Source organism: Pseudomonas fluorescens (assembly GCF_902497855.1).
Lineage (GTDB): Bacteria > Pseudomonadota > Gammaproteobacteria > Pseudomonadales > Pseudomonadaceae > Aquipseudomonas > Aquipseudomonas fluorescens_BI.
Window position 1 is genome coordinate 109,139 of the sequence record NZ_CABVHU010000007.1, and the last position, 18,233, is coordinate 127,371.

Here is an 18,233-nt window from a genome sequence, read left to right on the forward strand (position 1 = left end):
AAATGATATTACTTTGGCGCAAGCTCCCTCAGGTGGCGTGCGACTGCAATCCATGCACCGATATACCCCAACAGCACCGCGCCAAGCAAGAGCGACAGACCGTCGGCAACCGGCACTCCGGCCAGCGCGAAATCACTGCCGTACAATCCGGCCAGCCCGACGACCGCGTCGTTCAGCCAGTCCAGGCCGAACGCCAGTAGGCCCCATGAAAGAATCCCCGCACCAAAGCCATAAAGCGCCCCCATATACAGAAAGGGCCTGCGCACATAGCTGTCAGTGCCGCCCACGAGTTTAATCACTTCTATCTCTGTGCGGCGGTTTTCAATATGAAGACGAATGGTATTGCCTATCACCAAAAGTAATGCAGAAACCAGAAGCACGGTCAGACCGAAGACAAAACGGTCACCCAGCTTGAGGATCGCCGCCAAACGCTCGACCCAGACTAGATCAAGTTGCGCCTGTTGTACCTTCGGCAACTCGGAAAGTTTTTGTCTTAATGCTTCAAGGGCAGGCTTGTCAACTTCGTCCGGAGTCACCAGCACCACGCCGGGCAGCGGGTTGTCAGGCAACTCCTTGAGCGCCTCCCCCAGACCGGACTGTTGCTGGAACTCTTCCAGCGCCTGGTCGCGGCCGACATATTCGGCCTCCGCCACACCGGGCATGCCCTTGATCTGCTCGCGCAACGCCTCGCCCTCGGTCGGGCTGGCGTCGATTTGCAAGTAGAGGGAAATCTGCGCCGCACGCTGCCAGGAACCGCCGAGACGCTCCACGTTACCTAGCAGAAGTGACAGGCCCATGGGCAGACTGAGGGCAACCGCCATCGCCATGCAGGTGAAAAAACTGCCGAGTGGCTGCTTGCCCAGGCGCCGCAAACTATCCAGCAGGCTGGCACGATGACTTTCGATCCAGGCGCGCAGCAGCGTGGCGAAGTCCGGACCATCGTCATCGTCGCGTTTTTTCTTCTGCGGTTGCGGATCGGCACCCTTGGGCGCTACGCGTTCAGATACCTTGGGGCTGCGTGTCGCACTCATACGGCGGCCTCCCCGTCGCCGATCAATCGGCCGCGTTGCAGGGTCAGCATGCGGTGACGCATGCGAGCGATCAGCGCCAGGTCGTGACTGGCGATCAGTACGCTGGTGCCCAGACGGTTGATGTCTTCAAAGACGCCCATGATTTCGGCTGCCAGGCGCGGGTCGAGGTTACCGGTCGGTTCATCCGCCAGCAGCAAGGCCGGGCGGTGGACGATGGCGCGGGCGATGCCGACGCGCTGTTGCTGACCGGTAGACAGATCGCCCGGGTACAGATCGGTCTTGTCCGACAGCGCCACGCGCTCCAGGGCCGAGTCCACGCGCTTGACGATCTCGGCCTTGGACAGGCCAAGAATCTGTAACGGCAACGCGACGTTGTTGAACACTGTGCGATCGAACAACAGCTGGTGGTTCTGGAACACCACGCCGATCTGCCGACGCAGGAAAGGTATCTGCGCGTTGCTGATGGTGGCCAGGTCTTGCCCGGCCAGCAGCAATTTGCCAGTGGTCGGGCGTTCCATGGCCAATAGCAGCCGCAGCAGGGTGCTTTTACCGGCGCCGGAATGGCCGGTGACAAACAAGAATTCGCCCCGACGGACTCGAAAGCTCAGCTCATGCAAGCCGACGTGACCGTTCGGATAGCGTTTACCGACCTGTTCGAAACGAATCATGAACGCTCCCGCTCGGCAAACAGTGCCTGGACAAAGGGTTCTGCTTCAAAAGTACGTAAATCATCGATGCCTTCACCGACACCGATATAGCGGATCGGCAGGCCAAACTGCTTGGCCAGGGCGAAAATCACCCCGCCCTTGGCGGTGCCGTCCAGTTTAGTCAATGCCAGACCGGTCAGTTCGACGGTCTGGTTGAACTGCTTGGCCTGGTTGATGGCGTTCTGGCCGGTGCCGGCATCCAGTACCAGCAACACTTCGTGGGGCGCGTCGGCATCGAGCTTGCCGATCACCCGGCGCACCTTCTTAAGCTCTTCCATCAGGTTGTCTTTGGTGTGCAGGCGACCGGCGGTGTCGGCGATCAAAACGTCGATGCCACGGGCCTTCGCGGCCTGCACGGCGTCGAAGATCACCGAGGCCGAGTCGGCGCCGGTGTGCTGGGCAATGACCGGGATCTTGTTGCGTTCGCCCCAGACCTGCAATTGCTCGACCGCTGCGGCGCGGAACGTGTCACCCGCCGCCAGCATGACTTTCTTGCCTTCGAGTTGCAGCTTCTTCGCCAGCTTGCCGATGGTGGTGGTCTTGCCGGCGCCGTTGACGCCGACCACCAGAATCACGAACGGCTTGTTCTGCGAAGTGATCTTCAGCGGCTGCTCGACAGGTTTGAGCATGGCCGCGAGCTCGGCCTGCAGGGACTTGTAGAGCGCGTTCGCATCGGCCAGTTCTTTGCGTGCCACCTTCTGCGTCAGGCGCTGGATGATCACCGAAGTGGCTTCGACGCCCACGTCAGCGGTCAACAGGCGGGTCTCGATGTCTTCGAGCAGCTCGTCATCGATGATCTTCTTGCCCAGGAACAGGCTGGCCATGCCTTCGCCGATGCTGGCGCTGGTCTTGGACAGGCCTTGCTTGAGGCGGGCGAAGAAGCCGGCCTTGGTTTCCTCGGTACGCGCAGGCTCTGCGGGGGCCTCTACGGGCACGACAGGTGCCGGGGCAACGGGCGCAACAACGGGAACGGGGGCAGGAACAACCGGGGCAGCAGCAGGAACGGGTGCTGGAGCAACTGGAGCAACAACAGGAACGGGTACTGGAGCAACCGGAGCAACAAATGCTGGAGCCACAGGCGCCGGGATCGCCGGAACAGGTTCGGCCACCACGACTGGCGCGATCACCGGTACCACCACCGGTGACTGAACCGGCTCGGGCGCAAAAGCGGTCGGGGTCGGAATCGGCGGTGCAATGTGCGGCGCCAACTCATCTTCGACCAATGCCACCGGCTCTTCCGCCACAGGCAATGTCAGCCAGGGCTCGGCAGCGGGGGTCAACGGCAACGGGGGCACGGTGTCGGCCACCACACGGGGGGCAGGCTCGATGACCGGTTGCAGCACCGGCTCGGCGATCGGCAAGACCGTCGGCGCGGGCTTTTCATCGATGACCGGCGCAGGTGTTGGCTCAGGCTGCTCAGGAAGAGGCTGTGGATGTGGCTGTTCGACGACGGGTTCCTGCGGCTTTTTGCGCAGCCATCCGAACAGGCTTTTCTTCTCGCCAGCCGCAGCTGGGGCTTTCTTGTCGTCGTTGGAACCAAACATGGAGGACGGCTATCTCACAGTAGCGACGCGCCAAGGGCGCCCCGGCAAATAAATATTCGATGCTGAACAGACTGCGATTGATCCAGCTTGTTCACGCGCAACATTTTGTCGAGGTGCAAACGGCACCTTACAAAATCGATTTCACGAAGGACTGAAGCGGCAAAATCGGCGAAAAAGCTAAGTCTAGTCGATAAACCACAGCCTTTTGCCGCAAACCCATACAACCTGATCAAACACAGAGGCCTGATAGGCGTGGCCGCCAGTAAAACGGATCAGTATCCTAGCACCCTCTCGCCCGCTGACGCTAAGAACAAGCGGGCAGCCCCAAAGGTTTAAAAACGAATGAATGCTCTAGCCCGCCGCGCTGCAGGCCTGCTGCTCAGCACAGTTTGCCTGCCCCTCTCGGCCCTGGCTGCCGACCCTCAACCCACCCACGAATTCACCCTCGAAAACGGCCTGAAGGTCGTCGTGCGCGAAGACCATCGTGCGCCGGTGGTGGTTTCCCAAGTCTGGTACAAGGTCGGCTCCAGCTACGAGACCCCGGGTCAGACCGGTTTGTCCCACGCCCTGGAACACATGATGTTCAAGGGCAGCGAGAAAGTCGGCCCCGGCGAGGCGTCACTGATCCTGCGCGACCTCGGTGCCGAAGAGAACGCCTTTACCAGCGACGACTTCACCGCTTATTACCAGGTGCTGGCCCGCGACCGCCTGGGCGTGGCCTTCGAGCTGGAAGCCGACCGCATGGCCAGCCTGCGCCTGCCACCGGACGAGTTCGCCCGCGAGATCGAGGTCATCAAAGAAGAACGCCGCCTGCGCACCGATGACAAGCCGATGTCCAAGGCCTACGAACGCTTCAAGGCCATGGCCTACCCGGCCAGCGGTTACCACACGCCGACCATCGGCTGGATGGCGGACCTGGACCGCATGAAGGTCGAAGAACTGCGCCACTGGTACCAGTCCTGGTACGTGCCGAACAACGCCACCCTGGTGGTGGTGGGCGACGTGACGCCGGACGAAGTCAAAACCCTGGCCCAACGCTACTTCGGCCCGATCGCCAAGCGTGACGTGCCCGCGGCGAAAATCCCGCTGGAATTGGCCGAACCCGGCGAACGCCAGATCACCTTGCACGTGCAGACCCAACTGCCGAGCCTGATGCTGGGCTTCAACGTGCCCAGCATCGCCACCGCCGAAGACAAACGCCCGGTGAATGCCTTGCGCCTGATTTCGGCCCTGCTCGATGGCGGCTACAGCGGTCGGATCCCGACTCAACTGGAACGCGGCGAAGAACTGGTGTCCGGCGGTTCGTCGAGCTACGACGCCTATACCCGTGGCGATAGCCTGTTCACCCTGTCGGCGACACCGAACACCCAGAAAAACAAAACCATGGCCGAGGTTGAAGCCGGTCTGTGGAAGCTGCTCGAACAGCTGAAAACCACGGCGCCGTCCACCGAAGAACTGGAACGCGTCCGCGCGCAGGTCATTGCCGGCCTGGTTTACGAGCGTGACTCGATCACCAGCCAGGCCACCGCTATCGGTCAACTGGAAACCGTGGGCCTGTCCTGGAAGTTGATGGACACCGAACTGGCAGACCTGGAAAGCGTGACTCCGCAAGACATCCAGAACGCCGCCAAGAAGTATTTCACCCGCGAACGTCTCAGCGTCGCCCATGTACTGCCACAGGAGACGACTCATGAGTGAGCGTAAAAAAACCCGCCTGGCGCTGGCCGGCCTGATCGTCGTCGCACTGATCGGGTCTGCCGCCTTTTACTTTGCCAGGACCGACGAATCAAAGGCCGGCGAAGCCCTGGACAAGGCCAAGGCCAGCCAGAAACTGCAATCGCTGGCCGAGCTCGATGGCAAGGCACCCAGCCGCCGCAGTCTGGATGTGCAGACCTGGAACACCGCCGAAGGCGCCAAGGTGCTGTTTGTCGAGGCTCGCGAATTGCCGATGTTCGACCTGCGCCTGATCTTTTCCGCCGGCAGCAGCCAGGACGCCGACGCGCCGGGCCTGGCCGTACTGACCAACGCCATGCTCAACGAAGGCGTGGCCGGCAAGGATGTCGGCGCCATCGCCCAGGGCTTCGAAGGCCTGGGCGCGGACTTTGGCAACGGCGCATTCAAGGACATGGCCCTGGCGTCCCTGCGCAGCCTCAGCGCCCCGGACAAACGCGAACCCGCGCTGCAGCTGTTCTCGGAAGTGGTCGGCAAACCGACCTTCCCTGCCGATTCGTTCGCGCGCATCAAGAACCAGATGCTCGCCGGTTTCGAATACCAGAAGCAGAACCCCGGCAAACTGGCCAGCCTGGAGCTGATGAACCGGCTCTACGGCGATCATCCGTACGCGCATTCCAGCGATGGCACGGCGAAAACCGTACCGGCGATCACCTTGGCGCAATTGAAGGCGTTCCATGAAAAAGCCTATGCCTCCGGCAACGTGGTGATTGCGCTGGTGGGCGACCTGTCTCGCGCCGAAGCCGAGGCGATTGCCGCCCAGGTGTCCGGTGCGCTGCCCAAAGGACCGGCCCTGGCGAAAATCCCGCAGCCGGCAGAACCCAAAGCCAGCATCGGCCACATCGAGTTTCCGTCCAAGCAGACCAACCTGATGCTCGCGCAGCTGGGCATCGACCGTGACGACCCGGACTACGCGGCGCTGTCCATGGGCAACCAGATCCTTGGCGGTGGTGGCTTTGGTACGCGGTTGATGAGCGAAGTTCGCGAGAAGCGTGGCCTGGCCTATGGCGTATATTCGGGCTTCACCCCGATGCAGGCGCGTGGTCCGTTCATGATCAACCTGCAAACCCGCGCCGAGATGAGCGAAGGCACACTGAAACTGGTGCAGGATGTACTGGCCGACTACCTCAAGACCGGCCCGACGGAAAAAGAACTCGACGACGCCAAGCGCGAACTGGCCGGCAGCTTCCCGCTGTCCACCGCCAGCAACGCCGATATCGTTGGCCAGCTCGGTGCCATGGGCTTCTACAACCTGCCATTAAGCTATCTGGAAGACTTCATGCAGCAGTCCCAGAGCCTGACCGTCGAACAGGTCAAAAACGCACTGAACAAACACCTGAGCACGGATAAACTGGTCATCGTCAGCGCCGGCCCGACCGTGCCGCAAAAGCCGTTACCGGCCCCTTCTGATAAACCTGCCGAGCAACCGCTCGGGGTTCCGGAGCATTAATGGCCACTCGCCCTAAAAAACCCGTCCACAACGTGCATAACGGTGTGAACCAACTGCGCATCATCGGTGGTGAATGGGGCAGCCGAAAGCTGAGCTTCCCCGATGCACCAGGCTTGCGCCCTACCCCGGACCGGGTTCGTGAAACCCTGTTCAACTGGCTCGCGCCTTATGTCGCCGGCGCCAAGGTACTGGATCCATTTGCCGGTAGCGGCGCGTTGTTTCTCGAGGCTTTGTCCCGCGGCGCGGCAATGGGCCAGGCGCTGGACGCCAGCAATATTGCGGTAGCAAGCATCAAGGAACATCTGGGTACCCTGCGCTGCACCACCGGCCAGATTCAGACAGCCGATGCCTTGCGCTACCTGGAAACCCAGACAGCAGTCGAGTACGACCTGGTGTTTCTTGATCCGCCGTTCAATCAGAACCTGCTGCCGACCGTCTGCACGCTGCTGGAAGAGCGCCAGTGGCTGGCTGACGACGCCTGGATCTACACCGAAAGTGAAAACGCGCCATCGTCCCTTGGCTTGCCTGGCAATTGGCGCCTGCACCGGGAGCAAAAATCCGGGCGGGTGTACTACGCGTTGTGGCAGCGCAGCCTTGCGCCTGCCAGCTTGAATAACATCTGGATGGACTGACAATCCATTCAGATGTTGTATTTTCAAACGGAAACAAATCAGCAGTAGTTAACTCATCTTTTTTTAGCCAAGGTGAACTTGCGAAATAACTCGCAAGGACGCAAAGGATTATCAACGGATGAACGTGACTACTACTGAACTGTTTTCTCGCCCCACTCACGAGCTCACACTTCAAAATGGCTTGAAGGTCATCGTATGCGAGGATCATCGAACAGCCGACGCTTGTTTACAGCTGACCTATAGAGTGGGCCCTGATGATGAGAGCCTGGAACAGAAAGGGATTGGCAAAGCGGTTCTAGGTGCTAAAAATGAATACAAGCACTTGGACCAGTCGGTCAAAATAGACGGCTTCCAACATTCTGACAATATAATGTCATTTCCCCCTGAGCATTTGGAAACAATGTTCAAGGCATTGAACTCCTTCATCAGATTCGTCCCCCAGGAGGAGGTGTTCCGCCGCCATCTGGAGTGCTGGAAATCGGTTAATAAGCAGGATCTGTTTCCCCGCACAATTGATATCGGTTTCAACCCGGAACTTGAGAAGCTGGCTGCAAAAGGCAGACGTCATTACACCGCACCCGCCAGCGCCGCCACCGCCATTGAGCCAACGCTCGAGCAACTGCAATCCTGGCACCAGAACTGGTGTGGCCCGAATAATTTACTGCTGGTCGCAACCGGCAATGTTTCAATTGGAGAAATCGAACGCCTGGCCGAACTTTACCTGGGCGTAATTGCCAGGCACGGCACTCCAAACCGAAGTTCAGTGCTGACGACCCCGGAACTTGGTTATCGCCAGACAATACATGCCGGTAAGAATATCCCGGAACCTATGATGCAGGTGATATTCAACATACCCAGTCTTGCAACGACTACAGATCATCAGTCTGTAAGAGCATTGGACATAATGCGCGACCTGCTTTCGAAATCAGCACCGGCACGTTTGATCGCGATTGAAGAAAATCTTCCCTCGGTGTTCACTCGTCTCGATCGGATCCCGCGTTCCGACAGCATGCTCGCCATTGCTTTCCACCACTCTTGGGAACCACTTGAAATTGAGTTTCAATTCTGGAGAATAATAGAGGAGATAAAACGCTCGCCCTTTTCCACCGACGAAATTGAACTTGCAATCAAAAGCCACAGCGCCTCCATGCAGCGCGTCTTCGATGATGCGAGGAAACTGGCGACGTACATCTCTGCGCTGATGGTGGCGGATATTTCTCTGGGAAGGCTGAAGCTTGAATTTACCCACCATCAGAAAACCACGCCTGATGACGTTCAAAAAGCCGCTATCAACTACCTCACCCGGGAACGAGCCAGTGTCGCGCATATTTCTCCCATGAAAAACGATCTTGGGTGAACGTCGAACGACCACCCGGCCCTTCCGTATTTGCGGTGAAATAATATGAGAGTTTCAAGATGCAAAGGCCTGTATATGGTAGAAATGGCAGATTAATCGGACCGCCCTGAAAGGTGCGCCCAAGCTGGGTACCGCTGTATTGAGAGCAATCGTGTCCTTTACGTCAGAACGCTTCACCCCCGCCCTCGGCCTTGGCAATCCTCACTTCCAGACCTTGTGGGGACCCTTGTGGCGCAAAACCACCCACATCGAGCGCGAGCGGGAACGATTATGGCTCGAGGACGGTGACTTCCTCGACCTGGACTGGCACGGCCCGCACAGTGCCAAGGCGCCGTTGGTGCTGGTGCTGCACGGGCTGACCGGTTCGTCGAACTCGCCTTATGTGGCCGGATTGCAAAAGGCTCTGAATGACCAAGGCTGGGCCAGCGTCGCGCTGAACTGGCGCGGCTGTTCGGGTGAACCGAATCTACTGCCACGCAGTTATCACTCCGGTGCCAGTGAAGACCTCGCTGAAGTGATCAAACACTTGCAGGCCAAGCGGCCGTTAGCCCCCTTATATGCGGTCGGCTATTCCCTGGGCGGCAACGTCTTGCTCAAGCATCTGGGCGAAAGTGGCCGTGACAGTGGCGTGCTCGCGGCCGTGGCGGTATCGGTGCCGTTTCGCCTCGATCAGTGCGCCGACCGTATCGGCCAGGGCTTCTCGAAGCTCTATCAGGCGCATTTCATGCGGGAGATGGTGGCCTACATCAAGAATAAGCAACGGCAATTCCAGCAGGACGAGCGCAAGGAGGGGCTGGCGGCCCTGGCGGCCCTTGGTTCACTGGAAAACATGCGTACGTTCTGGGATTTCGATGGCCGGGTGACCGCACCGCTGCATGGATTTGTCGATGCCCAGGATTATTATCGTCGCGCTTCAAGTCGTTATTTCCTTGGGGAGATTCGCACGCCGACCCTGATCATTCAGGCGGCTGACGACCCTTTTGTCTTCCCCCATAGCCTGCCGCTGGCAGAAGAGTTATCCGACTGCATTCAATTCGAGCTACAGGCCAAGGGCGGGCATGTCGGCTTCGTCGAGGGCTCGTTAAGGCAACCGGGCTACTACCTGGAACGGAGCATTCCTCAGTGGCTGACCGGTCGTGAGTAAGCCGATGGATACCGATCAAGGCGAATCGATTCATTTCTGGCAAACGCCACCGCTGACCGGGGTCGAGTTATTGTCCGCGCGCTACATCGAACACCGTTTCGCGCCCCACGTGCATGACGGCTATGTGATCGGCATGATCATGGCTGGCGCCCAGCGCTATCGCTATCGCGGCGCCGAGCATCTGGCGGGTAGCGGCACGCTGGTCTTGATCAATCCGGATGAATTGCACACCGGCCATAAAGGCACGGAAGACGGTTGGTTGTACCGGGCGTTTTATCCTGATAGCGGTCAGATTCTCTCTCTGCTGGCCGAGCTCGAACTGCCGACCGACACCTTGCCGACGTTCGGCGCCACGCTGTATCGCGACCCGGATCTGGTGAAGGGCTTTTGCCAGCTGCACCGTTTGCTGGAAAGTCAGTCCACGGCCCTGCAACAACAGACGGTCTGGCGGGAACTGATGCTGTCGTTGCTGCAACGTCATGCAGCCATACCGATCGCGGGCAAACCGGGCAAGGAACACCGGGCGGTGACCCTGGCCAAGGACCTGCTGCAAGCGCAATTGGCGGCTCCACCCTCCCTGGAAGAACTCGCTGCAGCGGTAAACCTCTCTCCTTTCCACTTCGCCAGGGTGTTCCGTCACGCCACCGGCATGCCGCCGCACACCTGGCTGATGCAACAGCGCATCGCCCGGGCGCGGGCGCTGCTACAGGGTGGCTGTTTGCCTCTGGAAGTGGCCACACAGTTGGGCTTTGCCGACCAGAGTCACCTGAGTCGGCAGTTCAAGCAGGTGTACGGGGTCGGGCCGGGGGCGTATCGCAGTGCGTTTACTCGCCGGTGGCGATCCCCCGCGCCGGATCGTTGATCCACTCGCTCCACGATCCCGCATACAACGCCCCCAACGGATAACCCGCCAGGCACAAGGCGAACAGGTTGTGACAAGCCGTCACCCCGGAGCCGCAATACGCCACCAGATCAGCCGGCGAACGATTGCCGAGTTTCGCGGCAAACCGCTGCTTGAGCTGATCGGCCGGCAGGAAACGCCCGTCGCTGCCCAGGTTATCGGTGAACGCCGCACATTGCGCGCCCGGGATATGCCCGGCGATCGGGTCGATCGGCTCCACGTCGCCCTTGAAGCGCGGCAGGGCCCTTGCGTCGAGCAAGGTCAGCGCAGGCTGGCCGAGACGTTGCGCAAGTGCTTCGGCATTCAGGATGAGCGCGTCGTCAGGCACCCCCGTGAAGGTCCCGCGTTCGGTGCCGGGCGCATCCAGACTCAGCGGTAATCCTGCCGCGTGCCAGGCCTTGAGCCCGCCATCCAGAATAAACACGCCATCGCGCTTACCCAGCCAGGCCAGCAACCACCAGGCCCGCGCCGCGTAGGCACCGGGACCGTCGTCGTACAAAACCACTTCGCTGTCGGCATTGATGCCCCAGACTTGCAGGCGTTCGATCAAGTCTTCAGGTTCGGGCAACGGATGACGCCCCGTCACCCCCTTGACCACCGCCCCGCTCAAATCACGCTCAAGATCGGCAAAGCTCGACCCGGCAATATGCCCTTCGGCATAGCTGCGCTGGCCGTAGTCCGGGTCTTCAAGGGAAAAACGACAATCCAGAATCACCAGCCCTGGCTGGTCCTTTTTCAGGTCCAACGCTTGCGGGCTGATCAGTTGCGCAATGGGCATAACGGGCTCCTGTGATGGCGGTAGTCGATCCTGTTGCTCTTTCTATCCCACTTCTTCCAGTGCCTGGGCCAGTGGCACATAAAACTCCTCGAACAACGCGTTGACCGCGTCGCGGGACTGATCCGTGACGAAACCGGCTTCCAGCACCAGCACCTGATAAACACCACGTTTAATCGCTTGTTCGCTCAAGTGGTTGGAGTTTTCCCGCGTGGTACACAGAAAACGCACCCAGGACGTGAGAATGATCCAGGCGTTGAGGGTCAGGGATTCAATCTGCACCCGGTCCATCTTCAAGATACCGGCCTCGACAAACCCCTTGTAGATGGCCATTCCCTGAATCACGCAGCGCTGGGAAAAGCGTCGGTAACGGGCTGCCAACTCCGGATCGCTGTCGAGCAAGTGCTCGAGGTCTCGATGCAGAAACCGATAGCGCCACATGGCGGCCAGCAATTCCTTGAGGTAGTAACGCTTGTCCTCGACCGTTGCGGCGCGGCCCTGGGGTGGGCGCAGGAAACTGTCCACCAGACTTTCGTACTCGTTGAATAGCACGGCGATGATCGCCTGCTTGTTAGGGAAGTGGTAGTACAGGTTGCCGGGGGAAATTTCCATGTGGGCGGCAATGTGGTTGGTGCTGATACTGCGCTCGCCCTGCTGATTGAACAGCTCCAGGCTGTTCTGCACGATGCGCTCGCTGGTTTTGATCCTGGGGGCCATGGCTTGAGCTTAAATTCAGAGTGCGGTGACGGGCATCTTACGACCTATCCGGACGCGGATAAAACAAAGCTGCGTCAGATGCCATTTGACTTTCTAGAGCATAGACTCTAAAAAGTTCTTCATAAAAAATAATCCGGAGCCGACAATGACTGCTGACATCGCCTACATGCAGAACCTACAGCAGCCACTGGAAGAACTCCAAGCCTTGTTCAACGCCCAACGTGCGGCGTATGCCGGCAACCCCATGCCGCCAGCGGCGCAACGCCAGCAATGGCTCAAGGCGTTGCGAGATCTGCTGAGCAATGAACGCCAGGCCTTGATCGACGCGATCGACCAGGATTTCAGCCATCGCAGCGCCGATGAAACCCTGCTTGCCGAACTGATGCCCAGCCTGCACGGCATCCATTACGCCAGCCAGCACCTCAAGCGCTGGATGAAAGCGTCACGGCGCAAGGTCGGCGTTGCCTTTCAACCTGCCTCGGCCAAAGTCGTTTATCAACCCTTGGGCGTGGTAGGCGTGATCGTGCCGTGGAATTACCCGTTGTACCTGGCTATCGGCCCGTTGGTGGGCGCGTTGTCGGCGGGCAATCGGGTGATGCTCAAGCTCAGCGAATCGACGCCTGCCACCGGCCTGCTGCTCAAGGAACTGCTGGGACGAATCTTTCCCCAGGACCTGGTCTGCGTGGTGCTGGGTGAAGCCGAGATCGGCGTGGCCTTCTCCCGGTTGCGCTTCGATCATTTGCTGTTCACCGGCGCTACCAGTATCGGCAAACAGGTGATGCGCGCGGCTGCCGAGAACCTGACACCGGTGACCCTTGAGCTGGGCGGCAAGTCTCCGGCCATCGTCTCTCGCGACGTGCCCCTCAAGGATGCCGCCGAACGCATCGCTTTCGGCAAGACGCTCAACGCCGGACAAACCTGCGTGGCCCCGGACTACGTGCTGGTGCCGGAAGATCGCGTGGGCTCCTTCGTCGAGGCCTATCGCCAGGCCGTTCGCGGGTTTTATCCGACCCTGGCGGACAACCCGGACTACACCGCGATCATCAATGACCGACAACTGCAGCGGCTCAATGGCTACCTGAGCGACGCCACGAGCAAAGGCGCGCTGCTGATTCCTTTGTTCGATCAGGGCCAGGGCCGGCGCATGGGCCACAGCCTGCTGGTCAACGTCACTGACGAGATGATAGTGATGCAAGACGAGATCTTCGGCCCGCTGCTGCCGATCGTGCCCTACAAGGATCTGGATGAAGCGTTTGCCTACATCAATCAACGACCTCGTCCGCTGGCCCTGTATTACTTCGGCTACGACAAGCGCGAGCAAAACCGCGTGCTCAGCGAGACCCATTCCGGCGGGGTCTGCCTGAACGACACCCTGCTGCATGTCGCTCAGGACGATATGCCGTTCGGCGGTATTGGCGCCTCCGGCATGGGTCATTACCACGGCCACGAAGGCTTCCTGACCTTCAGCAAGGCGAAGGGTGTGCTGATCAAACAACGCTTCAACGCGGCGAAACTGATCTACCCGCCCTACGGCAATCCCCTTCAAAAACTGATTCAGAAGCTGTTTATCCGCTAACGATCACCATCACCGGGTACCGCCCACAATGAGCCCAAGCCTGTCCGATACACCCGCGCTGTCCCGGCGCGGCCTGCTTCAATTCAGCCTGGGTGCCAGTGCCTTTCTGGCCACGGTCGGCGTGGGAGCGAGTCTCAGCGGTTGCTCGTCGAGTACTTCCGCCAGCGGTTTCGCGACGCTGCGCAACGGCGATTTGCTGTTTTTGCGAGCGTTGATCCCGGTGATGCTCGACGGTGCCATAGCGGTCGAGAAACTGCCGGCGGCCGTCGACCAGACCCTGCTCTGCCTGGATAACGGCCTCAACCACCTGTCGCCGCCAATGCTCAAGCTGACCCGCCAATTGTTCGATGTGCTGGGGATAACCGTGACGCGCGGGCCGCTCACCGGGATTTGGGGGAGTTGGGAAAATGCCAGTAGCGAAGACATTCGCGAGTTTCTCGATCGTTGGGAAAACAGCGCTCTGAGTTTGCTGCGGATGGGGCATAGCTCGTTGCTGCAGCTGGTGATGATGGCGTGGTACAGCCGCTCGGAATCGTGGGCGCATTGCGGGTATCCCGGGCCGCCCAAGGTTTGAAATCGTGTCGACCCCTTCGCCGGCAAGCCGGTCTCACGAAGGGGTCCGCCGCATCACCACCAAATCCAAAACAATAAGAGAGCCTGAAGATGCCCGTACCCGACCCATTCCGCGAAGGCCTGGCCCGTGGCTGGAAAACCTACAACGGCTCGCAACTGACCCAGGACCTGACCCTCGAAGCGGACGTGGCCATCATCGGCAGCGGCGCCGGTGGCGGGACCACAGCGGACATCCTCAGCACCGCCGGCTACAAGGTGCTGCTGATCGAAGAAGGTCCGCTCAAGACCAGCAGCGACTTCAAGATGCTCGAAGACCAGGCGTATACCAGTCTCTACCAGGAAGGCATCGGCCGCATGAGCAAGGACGGCGCGATCACTATTCTTCAGGGACGGGCGGTGGGCGGTACGACGCTGATCAACTGGACGTCGAGCTTTCGCACCCCCGATCCGACCCTGGAACACTGGGCCAGGGAGCATGACATCAAAGGCCACACGCCGGCGGAAATGGCGCCCTGGTTCGAGAAAATGGAACAACGTCTGGGCGTAGCTCCCTGGATGGTTCCGCCGAATGCCAACAACGACGTGATCCGCAAAGGCTGCGAAAAACTCGGCTACGCCTGGCATGTCATCCCGCGCAACGTGCGCGGCTGCTGGAACCTGGGCTACTGCGGCATGGGCTGCCCGACCAATGCCAAGCAATCGATGCTGGTCACCACCATTCCCGCCACCCTGGAAAAGGGTGGCGAGCTGCTCTACCTCGCCCGCGCCGAAAAACTCTCGATCGTGGACGGCAAGGTCACTGGCCTGCAATGCGTGGCGATGGATGAGCGTTGCGTCGCCCCCACAGGCAGGACTATCACGATCAAGGCCCGACATTACGTGCTGGCCGGCGGCGGCATCAACAGCCCGGGGCTGCTGTTGCGCTCCGACGCGCCCGATCCGCACAAGCGCCTGGGCAAACGGACGTTCCTGCACCTGGTCAACATGTCCGCCAGCCTGTTCGAGGAGGTGATCAATCCGTTCTACGGCGCGCCGCAATCGATCTATTCCGACCATTTCCAGTGGCAGGACGGCACCACCGGCAAGATGTCCTACAAACTGGAGGTGCCACCGCTTCACCCTGCGCTGGCCACGACCCTGCTTGGTGGCTTCGGCAAGGAAAACGCCCGGCACATGGAGCACCTGCCCCACACCCATGCGATGTTGGCGTTACTGCGCGACGGCTTTCACCCCGACAGCCCCGGCGGCAGCGTCGAGTTGCGCGGTGACGGTACGCCAGTGCTCGATTATCAGGTGTCACCTTATGCCTGGGACGGTTTGCGCCGCGCTTTTCACAGCATGGCCGAGATCCAGTTCGCTGGCGGCGCCAAGGCGGTGATGCCCATGCACGCCGACGCTCGCTACGTGAAGACCCTCGCCGAAGTCCGCACGCTGATCGACGGTTTGAGCCTTGAGCTGTATCGCACACGGCTGGGCAGTGCCCATGTGATGGGCGGTTGTGCCATGGGTGAAGATCCGAAAAACGCCGTAACCGATAGCCTTGGCCGACATCATCAGCTAGGCAATCTGTCGATCCATGACGGCTCGCTATTCCCCACCAGCATTGGGGCAAACCCGCAATTGTCGGTGTACGGGCTGACGGCGCAACTGGCCACTTCCCTGGCCGAACGTTTGAAAAACCCATGAAAAAGGAGAATATTGCGATCGTCTATAGTGCTTTCTTACCCAACAGGCGACTTGGCCGACCGGGAAGGCTGCGATACCATCCGACTCCCCAACGGATTCCCGCCAGGACGACGCGATGAACCGAGTGTTGTACCCAGGTACCTTCGACCCTATTACCAAGGGCCATGGCGATCTGGTCGAACGCGCCGCGCGCCTGTTCGATCATGTGATCATCGCCGTCGCCGCCAGCCCGAAGAAAAACCCGTTGTTTCCCCTGGAACAGCGTGTGGCAATGGCACGCGAGGTCACTAAACATTTACCCAACGTAGAAGTCGTCGGCTTCTCGTCGCTGCTGGCGCACTTCGCCAAAGAGAAGAACGCCAACGTGTTCCTGCGTGGCTTGCGAGCGGTGTCGGACTTCGAATACGAATTCCAGCTGGCCAACATGAACCGCCAACTGGCACCGGATGTGGAAAGTATGTTTCTGACCCCGTCCGAGCGTTATTCGTACATTTCCTCGACGCTGGTGCGTGAAATCGCCGCCTTGGGCGGTGATATCACCAAGTTCGTCCACCCGGCGGTGGCGGATGCGCTCTACGAGCGTTTCAAGAAGTAATACTGAACTGTAGGAGCCGGCTTGCTGGCGATCAATGCAACGCGGTGTACCTGAAACACCGCTTTCGTCGAAACGCCGTCCGCAGCAAGCCGGCTCCTACAGTACGTCGCACTTGCGTGCACTGCGGGCTCTAATGCGGCACAATTGTGCGCATTGATTTATTGCGCCCGGGTATTCCGCCCTGGCTGGAGTTAGCATGTCCCTGATCATCACCGACGATTGCATCAACTGCGACGTCTGCGAACCCGAGTGCCCGAACGCCGCCATCTCCCAGGGCGAAGAGATCTATGTGATCGACCCGAACCTGTGCACACAGTGTGTCGGCCACTATGACGAACCGCAGTGCCAGCAGGTGTGCCCGGTGGATTGCATTCCGCTGGACGAAGCGCATCCGGAGACTGAAGAGCAGTTGATGGAGAAGTACCGGAAGATTACCGGCAAGGCGTGAGCCTGAGGTTTTTGTAGCGCTTGTGCCGGCCCCTTCGCGAGCAAGTCGAATCGTCGCACCGCCGCTCCCACAGTGGATGTGTTGTGTTCACACTATCGGATTAACAACACAGATCCACTGTGGGAGCGGGCTTGCTCGCGAAGGGGTCATCAGCCACACCAAAGATGTAACTGACCTCACTCCCGCTGCTCAAACCCCTCCCCGATACACCCCAGGCACCGCACAAACGCCGCTCTCGCCGGGTCCACCACCAGCGCCTGGCCGGCATCGCCAACGCCGCCACCCAGCGCGGTGAACGGCAACGACACCACAAACACGCCGGCACCGATCACCGTCGCCGCGACCAGCAAGGGTCGGGCGATCAGTAAATCACCGATCATGGCGTACGCGGGGGGATTCTGGATTGTGTAACGCGGGTCGCCGCTACCCGTGTTCGCCGCCAGCACAGGCGCACCGACACTCAGCAACAGAACGACGACAAGGGTTCGAAACAGGTTCATGGCACGGTCCTTCGGCTAGACAGTGAGTACTGACTATAGCCCCAAGGGCCTGTCAGCTTTGACAACGCGGGCAAAACACGCTGGCACGCTGCCCGAGTTTGACTTCCCGCAATTGCGTTGCACAGATCTTACAATGCTCGTTACCGCGGCCGTAAACGAACAATTCCTGCTGGAAGTAACCGGGCTGCCCGTCACCGCCGATAAAGTCGCGCAATGTGGTGCCGCCGCGCTCGATGGCGTGAGCAAGGATGCGCTTGATCTCTATCGCCAACTTCAGATAGCGCGCCCGGGAAATGCTCTTCGCCTCCCGGCGCGGATCGATGCCGGCGGCGAACAGCGCCTCGGTGGCGTAGATATTGCCGACACCGACCACGACCGCGTTGTCCATGATGAACGGCTTGACCGCCATGGAACGTGCACGCGACAGCTGAAACAAACGCTCGCCGTCGAACAGGTCGGTCAAGGGTTCCGGCCCCAGGCGAATCAGCAATTGGTGGTTGAGCGGATCGAGACTCCAGAGCATCGCGCCAAACCGGCGCGGGTCGGTATAACGCAGGGCCAGCCCCGATTCCAGTTCTATGTCCACGTGCTCATGCTTGGCCGCCGGCATGCCGGCTTCCACCAGACGTAAATTGCCCGACATCCCCAAATGACTGATGAGCGTGCCGACTTCGGCATTGATCAGCAGGTACTTGGCCCGTCGCTCCACCAACACGATGCGCTGGCCGGACAGCCGCACATCGAGGTCTTCGGGAATCGGCCAGCGCAGACGGCGCTCCCGCACGATGACCCGGCTGACGCGCTGGCCTTCAAGGTGCGGCGCAATCCCGCGGCGGGTGGTTTCGACTTCCGGCAGTTCAGGCATG

At 60.1% G+C, this 18,233-nt stretch carries 18 protein-coding genes; 11 read left to right on the forward strand and 7 right to left on the reverse strand.

The genetic code is table 11. The features are described from left to right. Window positions 1–8: 8 nt before the first annotated feature. The 3 genes from ftsX to ftsY are packed head-to-tail and all read right to left on the reverse strand — an operon-like array spanning window position 9 to window position 3,282. Window positions 9–1,031 (reverse strand): permease-like cell division protein FtsX, encoded by a 1,023-nt coding sequence (gene ftsX / locus F8N96_RS15750; RefSeq protein ID WP_150798573.1) that lies wholly within the window; start codon window positions 1,029–1,031, stop codon window positions 9–11. Continuing rightward, the gene (ftsE, locus tag F8N96_RS15755) at window positions 1,028–1,699 is read right to left on the reverse strand and encodes a cell division ATP-binding protein FtsE (protein ID WP_064680267.1); all 672 of its coding nucleotides are present in this window, start codon (window positions 1,697–1,699) and stop codon (window positions 1,028–1,030) included. Before ftsE ends, ftsX begins: the two co-directional genes overlap by 4 nt. After that, on the reverse strand, window positions 1,696–3,282 hold the full coding sequence (gene ftsY, locus F8N96_RS15760) for a signal recognition particle-docking protein FtsY (protein WP_150798574.1): 1,587 nt from the start codon (window positions 3,280–3,282) through the stop codon (window positions 1,696–1,698). The genes ftsE and ftsY overlap by 4 nt, the downstream gene beginning before the upstream one ends. Window positions 3,283–3,624: 342 nt before the next feature. Here ftsY and F8N96_RS15765 point away from each other — a divergent pair, with 342 nt between their 5' ends. The 6 genes from F8N96_RS15765 to F8N96_RS15790 all read left to right on the forward strand — a co-directional run bounded on the left by F8N96_RS15765 (window position 3,625) and on the right by F8N96_RS15790 (window position 10,458). Further along, window positions 3,625–4,980: a M16 family metallopeptidase gene (locus F8N96_RS15765; protein WP_150798575.1), complete on the forward strand. Its 1,356-nt coding sequence runs from the start codon at window positions 3,625–3,627 to the stop codon at window positions 4,978–4,980. Then, window positions 4,973–6,463, forward strand: a complete 1,491-nt coding sequence (locus tag F8N96_RS15770) for a M16 family metallopeptidase (RefSeq protein WP_150798576.1) — start codon at window positions 4,973–4,975, stop codon at window positions 6,461–6,463. The genes F8N96_RS15765 and F8N96_RS15770 overlap by 8 nt, the downstream gene beginning before the upstream one ends. After that, entirely contained in the window at window positions 6,463–7,095 is a 633-nt protein-coding gene (gene rsmD, locus F8N96_RS15775) for a 16S rRNA (guanine(966)-N(2))-methyltransferase RsmD (protein ID WP_150798577.1), read from the forward strand. Before F8N96_RS15770 ends, rsmD begins: the two co-directional genes overlap by 1 nt. A gap of 118 nt (window positions 7,096–7,213) precedes the next feature. Then, the gene (locus F8N96_RS15780; protein ID WP_150798578.1) at window positions 7,214–8,452 is read left to right on the forward strand and encodes a M16 family metallopeptidase; all 1,239 of its coding nucleotides are present in this window, start codon (window positions 7,214–7,216) and stop codon (window positions 8,450–8,452) included. A gap of 151 nt (window positions 8,453–8,603) precedes the next feature. Further along, on the forward strand, window positions 8,604–9,596 hold the full coding sequence (locus F8N96_RS15785; RefSeq protein WP_150798579.1) for a hydrolase: 993 nt from the start codon (window positions 8,604–8,606) through the stop codon (window positions 9,594–9,596). 4 nt (window positions 9,597–9,600) lie between these two features. Continuing rightward, window positions 9,601–10,458, forward strand: coding sequence for an AraC family transcriptional regulator (locus tag F8N96_RS15790; protein WP_150798580.1), 858 nt, complete (start codon window positions 9,601–9,603; stop codon window positions 10,456–10,458). Here F8N96_RS15790 and F8N96_RS15795 read toward each other — a convergent pair. Both F8N96_RS15795 and F8N96_RS15800 read right to left on the reverse strand, forming a co-directional pair. Further along, window positions 10,421–11,275 (reverse strand): sulfurtransferase, encoded by an 855-nt coding sequence (locus F8N96_RS15795; RefSeq protein WP_150798581.1) that lies wholly within the window; start codon window positions 11,273–11,275, stop codon window positions 10,421–10,423. The two genes, F8N96_RS15790 and F8N96_RS15795, sit on opposite strands and share 38 nt — an antisense overlap. A 42-nt stretch (window positions 11,276–11,317) precedes the next feature. After that, window positions 11,318–11,989 carry a TetR/AcrR family transcriptional regulator gene (locus F8N96_RS15800; protein ID WP_150798582.1) on the reverse strand — a complete coding sequence of 224 codons (672 nt, stop codon included), beginning with the start codon at window positions 11,987–11,989 and terminating at the stop codon, window positions 11,318–11,320. A 145-nt stretch (window positions 11,990–12,134) separates the two neighbouring features. Between F8N96_RS15800 and F8N96_RS15805 the strand changes: the two genes are divergently transcribed. From F8N96_RS15805 to F8N96_RS15825, 5 genes are all read left to right on the forward strand, one after another. After that, window positions 12,135–13,565, forward strand: coding sequence for a coniferyl aldehyde dehydrogenase (locus tag F8N96_RS15805; protein WP_150798583.1), 1,431 nt, complete (start codon window positions 12,135–12,137; stop codon window positions 13,563–13,565). A gap of 28 nt (window positions 13,566–13,593) precedes the next feature. Continuing rightward, complete coding sequence (locus F8N96_RS15810; protein WP_150798584.1) at window positions 13,594–14,139, forward strand: twin-arginine translocation pathway signal protein; 546 nt, start codon at window positions 13,594–13,596, stop codon at window positions 14,137–14,139. A gap of 89 nt (window positions 14,140–14,228) precedes the next feature. Beyond that, the gene (locus F8N96_RS15815; RefSeq protein ID WP_150798585.1) at window positions 14,229–15,824 is read left to right on the forward strand and encodes a GMC family oxidoreductase; all 1,596 of its coding nucleotides are present in this window, start codon (window positions 14,229–14,231) and stop codon (window positions 15,822–15,824) included. Window positions 15,825–15,939: 115 nt separating this feature from the next. Continuing rightward, complete coding sequence (coaD, locus tag F8N96_RS15820) at window positions 15,940–16,419, forward strand: pantetheine-phosphate adenylyltransferase (RefSeq protein ID WP_150767643.1); 480 nt, start codon at window positions 15,940–15,942, stop codon at window positions 16,417–16,419. A 196-nt stretch (window positions 16,420–16,615) separates the two neighbouring features. Next, window positions 16,616–16,867 (forward strand): YfhL family 4Fe-4S dicluster ferredoxin, encoded by a 252-nt coding sequence (locus F8N96_RS15825; RefSeq protein ID WP_003195146.1) that lies wholly within the window; start codon window positions 16,616–16,618, stop codon window positions 16,865–16,867. A gap of 176 nt (window positions 16,868–17,043) precedes the next feature. On the opposite strand, the gene F8N96_RS15830 is transcribed toward F8N96_RS15825, so the two are convergent. Further along, window positions 17,044–17,367, reverse strand: a complete 324-nt coding sequence (locus tag F8N96_RS15830; protein WP_150798586.1) for a multidrug transporter — start codon at window positions 17,365–17,367, stop codon at window positions 17,044–17,046. Window positions 17,368–17,419: 52 nt separating this feature from the next. Further along, window positions 17,420–18,232 (reverse strand): bifunctional DNA-formamidopyrimidine glycosylase/DNA-(apurinic or apyrimidinic site) lyase, encoded by an 813-nt coding sequence (mutM, locus tag F8N96_RS15835; RefSeq protein WP_150798587.1) that lies wholly within the window; start codon window positions 18,230–18,232, stop codon window positions 17,420–17,422. Between the last annotated feature and the right edge of the window lies 1 nt (window position 18,233).

Excerpts from the sequence above, each read along its gene's own strand:
- F8N96_RS15815 (WP_150798585.1), top strand. The coding sequence starts at position 14,229 with ATGCCCGTACCCGACCCATTCCGCGAAGGCCTGGCCCGTGGCTGGAAA.
- F8N96_RS15780 (WP_150798578.1), top strand. The coding sequence starts at position 7,214 with ATGAACGTGACTACTACTGAACTGTTTTCTCGCCCCACTCACGAGCTC.
- ftsE (WP_064680267.1), bottom strand. The coding sequence starts at position 1,699 with ATGATTCGTTTCGAACAGGTCGGTAAACGCTATCCGAACGGTCACGTC.
- F8N96_RS15810 (WP_150798584.1), top strand. The coding sequence starts at position 13,594 with ATGAGCCCAAGCCTGTCCGATACACCCGCGCTGTCCCGGCGCGGCCTG.
- F8N96_RS15795 (WP_150798581.1), bottom strand. The coding sequence starts at position 11,275 with ATGCCCATTGCGCAACTGATCAGCCCGCAAGCGTTGGACCTGAAAAAG.
- mutM (WP_150798587.1), bottom strand. The coding sequence starts at position 18,232 with ATGCCTGAACTGCCGGAAGTCGAAACCACCCGCCGCGGGATTGCGCCG.
- F8N96_RS15765 (WP_150798575.1), top strand. The coding sequence starts at position 3,625 with ATGAATGCTCTAGCCCGCCGCGCTGCAGGCCTGCTGCTCAGCACAGTT.
- coaD (WP_150767643.1), top strand. The coding sequence starts at position 15,940 with ATGAACCGAGTGTTGTACCCAGGTACCTTCGACCCTATTACCAAGGGC.
- F8N96_RS15825 (WP_003195146.1), top strand. The coding sequence starts at position 16,616 with ATGTCCCTGATCATCACCGACGATTGCATCAACTGCGACGTCTGCGAA.
- ftsX (WP_150798573.1), bottom strand. The coding sequence starts at position 1,031 with ATGAGTGCGACACGCAGCCCCAAGGTATCTGAACGCGTAGCGCCCAAG.
- F8N96_RS15770 (WP_150798576.1), top strand. The coding sequence starts at position 4,973 with ATGAGTGAGCGTAAAAAAACCCGCCTGGCGCTGGCCGGCCTGATCGTC.
- F8N96_RS15800 (WP_150798582.1), bottom strand. The coding sequence starts at position 11,989 with ATGGCCCCCAGGATCAAAACCAGCGAGCGCATCGTGCAGAACAGCCTG.
- rsmD (WP_150798577.1), top strand. The coding sequence starts at position 6,463 with ATGGCCACTCGCCCTAAAAAACCCGTCCACAACGTGCATAACGGTGTG.
- F8N96_RS15790 (WP_150798580.1), top strand. The coding sequence starts at position 9,601 with ATGGATACCGATCAAGGCGAATCGATTCATTTCTGGCAAACGCCACCG.
- F8N96_RS15830 (WP_150798586.1), bottom strand. The coding sequence starts at position 17,367 with ATGAACCTGTTTCGAACCCTTGTCGTCGTTCTGTTGCTGAGTGTCGGT.
- ftsY (WP_150798574.1), bottom strand. The coding sequence starts at position 3,282 with ATGTTTGGTTCCAACGACGACAAGAAAGCCCCAGCTGCGGCTGGCGAG.
- F8N96_RS15805 (WP_150798583.1), top strand. The coding sequence starts at position 12,135 with ATGACTGCTGACATCGCCTACATGCAGAACCTACAGCAGCCACTGGAA.